6 protein-coding genes are annotated in these 6,543 nt (G+C 47.0%); 1 reads left to right on the top strand and 5 read right to left on the bottom strand.

The annotated features are described in order from the left end of the window. Positions 1 to 48 precede the first annotated feature (48 nt). The 5 genes from HWQ58_RS01455 to HWQ58_RS01435 form a co-directional block, all read right to left on the bottom strand. Positions 49 to 2,550 (bottom strand): efflux RND transporter permease subunit, encoded by a 2,502-nt coding sequence (locus HWQ58_RS01455; protein WP_292856855.1) that lies wholly within the window; start codon positions 2,548 to 2,550, stop codon positions 49 to 51. Between the two features lie 234 nt (positions 2,551 to 2,784). Beyond that, the gene (locus HWQ58_RS01450) at positions 2,785 to 3,165 is read right to left on the bottom strand and encodes a hypothetical protein (protein ID WP_292856853.1); all 381 of its coding nucleotides are present in this window, start codon (positions 3,163 to 3,165) and stop codon (positions 2,785 to 2,787) included. Between the two features lie 16 nt (positions 3,166 to 3,181). After that, positions 3,182 to 3,703 (bottom strand): HlyD family efflux transporter periplasmic adaptor subunit, encoded by a 522-nt coding sequence (locus tag HWQ58_RS01445; RefSeq protein ID WP_292856851.1) that lies wholly within the window; start codon positions 3,701 to 3,703, stop codon positions 3,182 to 3,184. A 220-nt stretch (positions 3,704 to 3,923) separates the two neighbouring features. Then, positions 3,924 to 4,208 (bottom strand): hypothetical protein, encoded by a 285-nt coding sequence (locus HWQ58_RS01440; RefSeq protein ID WP_292856849.1) that lies wholly within the window; start codon positions 4,206 to 4,208, stop codon positions 3,924 to 3,926. Between the two features lie 49 nt (positions 4,209 to 4,257). After that, complete coding sequence (locus HWQ58_RS01435; RefSeq protein ID WP_292856847.1) at positions 4,258 to 5,532, bottom strand: NAD(P)/FAD-dependent oxidoreductase; 1,275 nt, start codon at positions 5,530 to 5,532, stop codon at positions 4,258 to 4,260. A 319-nt stretch (positions 5,533 to 5,851) separates the two neighbouring features. On the opposite strand from HWQ58_RS01435, the gene HWQ58_RS01430 reads away from it, so the two are divergent. Beyond that, on the top strand, positions 5,852 to 6,478 hold the full coding sequence (locus HWQ58_RS01430) for a TetR/AcrR family transcriptional regulator (protein ID WP_292856845.1): 627 nt from the start codon (positions 5,852 to 5,854) through the stop codon (positions 6,476 to 6,478). Positions 6,479 to 6,543: the final 65 nt, after the last annotated feature.

Genomic DNA, 6,543 nt, shown 5'->3' with positions numbered 1-6,543 from the left:
ACTTCTCGCTGTGCTTGAGTCTCAAGCTCTTAAATACTAATTAGATAGTCAGGGAGCACTGCCTTGAATCTTGATCGAGCGGAATAAGTTGAAGTGGCTGATTGTTTGCGGCCCTGTAATTGGAGTCACTTTGGCGACTTCATTCAGTAGCACCAGATTACCACCTCTGGAACGGACATTGATTTGACCAATATTGTCTGGAGAGTTGCGAAACTGTTCATCGGCTTGGATGTATACGCGGTAGCTGCGCTGGGAGAAGGTAAAATCGTTGACATACTGCCCACCCATGTAAGCGCCCAGCGTATTCATTGCGTGACTAAAATCGACATCAAGGGCTTCTAAGCGATCGCGGTTAATGTCAATCTGGTACTGGGGGGTGCTAGCGGTAAATTGAGTGAACACTTGGCGCAAGGCGGGATTCTGATTGGCTTTGGCAATCATCTGTTGCGCGATCGCCAGAAATTGATCGATACTCAGTTGTCCGTTGGTGCGGTCTTGAAGTTGAAATTCAAAGCCACCTGTTACCCCATAACCAGAGACGGCGGGCAGGTTGGAGGTGAAGATCAACGCATCTTGATTCTGGGCGAAGATGCCATTCAATCTTTGCACGATCCCCTTCACCGAATGTTCTTCACCCTTGCGTTCTTTCCAATCTTTCAGCTTAAAGAAAAATGTCCCTTGATTCGGCCCATTGCCGTTAAGACCAAAACCGGCAATAACGAGAGACACTTCCATCTCCGGCACTTCTTTTTGCAGAGTTTGAGCCACAGTGTTAACAACTTTTTCGGTGGAGGCGAGGGAGACACCATCGGCAGCCTGAATAATACCAACGATAATACCTTGATCCTCATCTGGCACAAATCCACTAGGGACGGAAATATACATAAACGCTGTTGCCGCCAGTCCGAGGATAAATAGCCCGACTACGAACATACGGATGCGGATCAGAAACTTGCTCAGACGCTCGTATTGCTTCAGTACCCAGCTAAAGCCCCAGTTGAACTGACGAAAGAACCAGCCCAGCGGCCCTCGCCTTTCACCCTCGGTATGATGCAGGAAGAGTCCAGACATACTGGCAGTGAAACTGAGGGCATTGAACAAAGAAATGCCGATGGAGAAGATAATGATCAGTGCGAACTGCCGATACATGATGCCGATCGCGCCCGGAAAAAAAGACACCGGGATAAATACCGCCATCAACACCAAGGAGGTGGCAATCACCGCCCCTGAAAGTTCCCCCATCGCCTCAAAAGCAGCTTGTCGTCGGTCTAAGCCTTGTTCCATCTTGGCAGCAATCCCCTCAACGACGATGATTGCATCGTCTACCACCAAACCCGTTGCCAGTACCAATCCAAACGTGGTTAACGTGTTGAGCGAGAAGCCGAAGAGATATGCAAAGGCCAATGCACCAACCAGAGATACAGGAATAGCGATCGCCGGAATGATCGTCGCCCGCCAATCTTGCAAAAAAATGAAAATCACCACCACCACTAGGGCGATCGCTTCCATCAGCGTCTTGACCACTTCTTCAATTGAGACTTCCACAAACTTGGTGGTGTCGTAGGCGATGACGGCTTTCACCCCTGGGGGAAAGTTTTTCTCTAACTCTGCGATTTGCGCTTCCACCGCTTTGGCAGTATTTAGCGCATTGCTGTCTGGAAGCTGATAGATCAACATGGCAACGCCCAGTTTGCCCTGTACCAATGCCGATGTTGTATAGTCCTTCGCGCCTAACTCGGCTCGTCCCACATCCTTGAGTTTAACCAGTGTGCCGTTGGTGTCAGACTTGATTACCAAATTCTCGAATTCTTTGACATCTTTTAATCTACTATTGATGCGAAGTGGGAAATTCGAGTTCTGATCCGTCTTCGTGGGCGCTTGACCAATCGACCCTGCCCCCACCTGAACATTCTGAGAAGTTAGCGCACTGCTGACATCCGTTGCCGTTAATCCCCGACTGGCTAAAGCGTTCGGGTCAAGCCACAGCGGCATCGCATATTGGCGTTCGCCTGTCAGCATTGCATCCGCTACACCAGGGACTCGCTTGATGGCATCGGTGACGTACAGGTCAACATAGTTACTCAAAAAGATATTGTCATACTCGCTATTTTCGGCATAGAAGCCATAAACTAGCAGAATGCTGTTGGAACGTGCTATAGTGGTTACCCCAGTTTGCCGCACAGACTCAGGTAAAGTCGGTTGGGCGATCGCAGCTCGATTCTGCACGTTAACTTGGTTAATGTTACGGTTACTCGTTGGGTCAAACTGAGTTGAAATGGTGCTGGAGCCGTCATTACCACTGCTTAAAGTCATGTACTGCATCCCCTCAACCCCGTTTACTTGCCGCTCAATCACGGTTGATACGGTATCTTCAACGGTTTGGGCATCTGCGCCAATAAAGACGCTGCTGGTTTGCACTTGAATGGGGGCAATTTCCGGTAAGTTGTTAATCGGCAATAAAGGAATACAGATGCCACCAATCAGCAAGATTATTATGGTGCAAACCGTTGATAAGACAGGTCGCTTGATAAAATTGTCTGCAATGGACATGATAATTACTCCTAATACCGTTTTTTTATAAAGCTGCGCCAAATCCTAGCTTTTTTTCAACGCAAAGGTGAGGCAGCGCGGTCTTGGGGGTTTCCCCCATGAGCGACTGCCGACGCAGAGGTTAGTGCAAAGGTACGCAGAGGTTTTATAATAATTAGACGCATCTTCATAGAGAATTGGTATAAGTACAACTTTAGTGAATTCTCCGTCCCTCTGCGCCCCTTTGCGTTTAAACTAAGATTCTGGTTGAATGGGGGTCTGATCTCGCAGTTTGAGAATGTTAGACACCACTAGGCGATCGCCTGGTTTAATTCCCTCTAAAATGGGATAGCGATCGTTCTGCACCTCACCCAACTTCACAGGTTTTTGATGCACGACGAATCGCGGCTTTTCCTTTGACTTGTCTGGTTCCACCACCTTTTCGGTTGACTTGTTTTCTTCCACCACATAGACAAAACTCTGTCCGCCAATGCGAGTCACTACTTGAGTCGGAATCAAAATTCCCGGCTGCTGGTTCCAGATAATTCGGGCGCGAACATATTGCCCATCCCGCAATTTGCCGTTTGAATTAGTAAATCGAGCTTTCACTAAAATAGATTGGCCAGATGTATTCACTTGCGGCGAAATAAAGTTAATACTGCCGGTGGTTAAACGCGTTACCTGTGTTAGCATCCAATAGCTCCACAGCTAATCCCCGACGCAATTGGGCAGCATTGTTGGACGGCACCGAAATTCGCATATCCAGGAGATCGTTTTTGGTAATTGTGGTCAAGTTGCCGCCAGTATTCACATAATTGCCCACTTTGACGGAGAAATCGCCAATGATACCATCAAGTGGTGCAACTATCTGCTTCTGGTTCTGATTAACTTGACTTGAGGCAACTTGAGCCTGGGCTTGCTGCACGTTGGACTGTGCCTGATTGATGCTGGCTTGTCCTGCATTTACCTGCTTTTGGGCAGCATTTAGGGTGGCGATCGCTGCATCTAGGTTATTTTTAGCAATATCGAGTTCTTGCCTTGCCTGTGCGCCTTCAGTTACAAGCATCTTGGTTTGCTGGAACTGCACTTGCTGTAATTTCACATCTGCGGCAGCTTTGACTTGATCGGCTCGTTTAGCTTCTAGTTGTGCCTGGGCGGTTGTTACAGCCGGCACTGTTCTTCAAATCATGAGTTTGATCGGAAGATCCAGATATAATTAGGCGATCGAATGACATAAGATACTTAACTCCGTCAGACAATTTTAGATTTTAGATTTTGGATTTTGGATTTTGGATTAACCATCAAGGAATCATTGGTCAAGATTTGTAATTCAGATGAAATCTGGGTTTCCAGGTTTGAATATGTCGTAAATATTTTTCAAAAATGTTGACAGTTTAATCTCTGCGTTCAGCTGTCATTTGCCAAATTCTTTCTAAGGTTTGAATTTGCCGTAGCCGGATTGCTATTAATTGGTGATGTCTTGTATGCCGCCTTCCAACGGCAACTCCGATATAGAAGAAGCCTGCTGCAACACAAAGACAAGCTATAAGTAAAAGGCTTCCAGACAAACTATCAATCTGGTCTTGTGTGTAAGTGAGGTTAGTTTGATCGGGTTGTTGAGTAATTGAAGCTGCAAATTGAGGGTGTGCTGTGATGTCAGCGAGAGAGAACCTATTCATAAGACTACACTTTTCTTATAATTAGCTATTACAGAAACTGAAGTTGGCTTTATACGCCAACAATCCGCTTCAAAATCTCCTCGGTAAACCATTCCGTCCGGTTGACAAAGTTGCGGGCTGGAGTCGGCATAAGTTCGAGATAGGTTGCTAGGCGAATTGCCTGACCCAACTGGCCTTTGATTTCGTAGCGATCAAAGATTTCCACAGCGCTCTCGTGCAGTCCCACTTTCATTAACGTACCCCGCAGATTGACTGTTGCAGAGGTAGGAGATTTACCGCCAATCAGCGCCTTGATATTGTGAGCGATCGCCGCTCCTTGCTGATAGGCAACCTGAGCGATAGCAGGTTGTGGATTCAAAAGATTGATCGCACAATCTCCCGCCGCAAACACCTCTGGAAATTCTGGCAGTTGCAAAGTCGGTTTAACCTGGAGGCGATTGTATTTATCCCGGTTTTCAGGCGCGATCGGCAGTGCGTCAATCACGGGATGCGTCGCATTCCCAGTTATCCATACCACTGTAGCGGCTGCTAATCGCCACCATTGTCCATTGCGCTCAAACTCTACGGCTCCCGGATCAACCGCTTTGACTTCAGATCCTAGCAATACCTCGACGGAGGCAGTTCGCCCTTTCAGCGCCGACTGTGCAGTTTCACGGAGGCGATCGCTTGTGGACTCTTTGAGAATCTCTGAACCACGCTGCAAAATCACAATCCGAATTTCCTGGGGGTTCCCGCCTAAAGGAATGTACCAGGTTGGCAGCAAATCCACCAGGGTTGCCGCCATTTCCACCCCAGATGCACCAGCCCCCACAATCGCAACAGTCAGCAAAGCACGGCGTTCCTCTATATCTTCGGTTTGGGTTGCCAGCTGCAAGCGGTTTCGTAAGTGCTGCCCTAACGCAAAGGCATCATAAGCGGTGCGGAACGATCGCGTATGTTCTTTTGCCCCAGGTATCCCAAGGTAGCTTGTAGTGCTGCCCAATGCCAGTACCAAATTACGGTAGGAATACTTTAAGCCAGAGTCGAGCTTGACTTGCTTTTGATCCAGGTCGATCACCTCTACTGTCCCAAGTACAAAGGTAATATCGCTCTTGTGCAGCAATGCATCGTAGCGGGGACAGATTAACTCTAGCTTGACTTCGCTACTGAGCAGTTCATACAGCAGTGGCTTAAAGACGAAGTTCCACGATTGGTCAATCAAAATAATCGGGCGGGAATGTGAATCTCTCAGATGGAGTGCTGCGAATAATCCTCCAAAACCACCCCCTAGAATCACAATCGGTAGAGCATCATTTGTTTCATCAATCTCTGCTGGCGATCGCATAGTTCAATCTCCCTTGGAAAAAATTGGAAAATCACAATAGTTGATCTGTTGATGTTGGTAAGGGACTGACAAATAAAAAAATACTCAACTACTTCTTGTGGGGTGCGCATCTTGCCATAGGTGTCAAAGGCGGGCGAGACGCCCACCCCACAAGATTGGATAATTTATTTGTTGGAAGTCCCTAATGGTGATTTCAAAACTAAACTGTTTCGTTTTGACTATAAAAAAATTAAACAAAACAGTTTCGTCTTGTCAATGGGTATGATAGAAATCAGTCAATAGTATTAGTGGATACCCAGCAAACCGGGAAAATTGAGTGATGAGTAACGTTAAGAGTGTTGAGCGGGATTTATCCCCCGAAAAAACTGAAGCGATTCTGCGTGGAGCGATGCAGGAGTTTCTGGAGCATGGCTATGCAGGAGCCAGGATCGATAAAATTGTGGCAGCCGCAGGGGTTTCTAAAGCCACAGTCTACCGACGCTTTGCCGATAAGGAGACATTGTTTACCGCCCTAATCCAACGAATGGCAGTGAGAGTAAACTTTTTTCAGCAACAAGACTTCCCCTCATCCCAAGAAGAACCCGTTGTATTCTTGAAACGTCATGCTACTAAAATGCTTAACTGTGTTGCTCAAAACCCGCAAGATGTAGCACTTTTTAGAATCGTCATTGGTGAATCAGGTCGCTTTCCAGAACTAGGACGCGCTTTTCTCCAAAATGTTGAGAAACCAAATCTTGACTTTATCACCCAATACTTTGCTACTCATCCTAAACTTCAGCTTGCCGACCCAGAAGTTGCAGCCCGAACGTTTATCGGAACGCTGATCCATTTTGTGATTACGCGAAATCTACTGCATGGTGGAGATATTATGTCAATAGAGGAAGATCGCCTCATTGATGGCTTACTTTCACTGATTATTCATCCAAACCAGAGTGTGAGATTATGACTCCGGTAAAAAATCAGAGTCAAGGACTTGCTCTAGTGTAAAGGGAGATTGTTCAGGGAAAGTGG

The organism is Nostoc sp. LPT, from assembly GCF_017115165.1.
Taxonomy (GTDB): Bacteria; Cyanobacteriota; Cyanobacteriia; order Cyanobacteriales; family Nostocaceae; genus Nostoc.
This window is presented reverse-complemented; position numbering and strand designations above follow the sequence as displayed.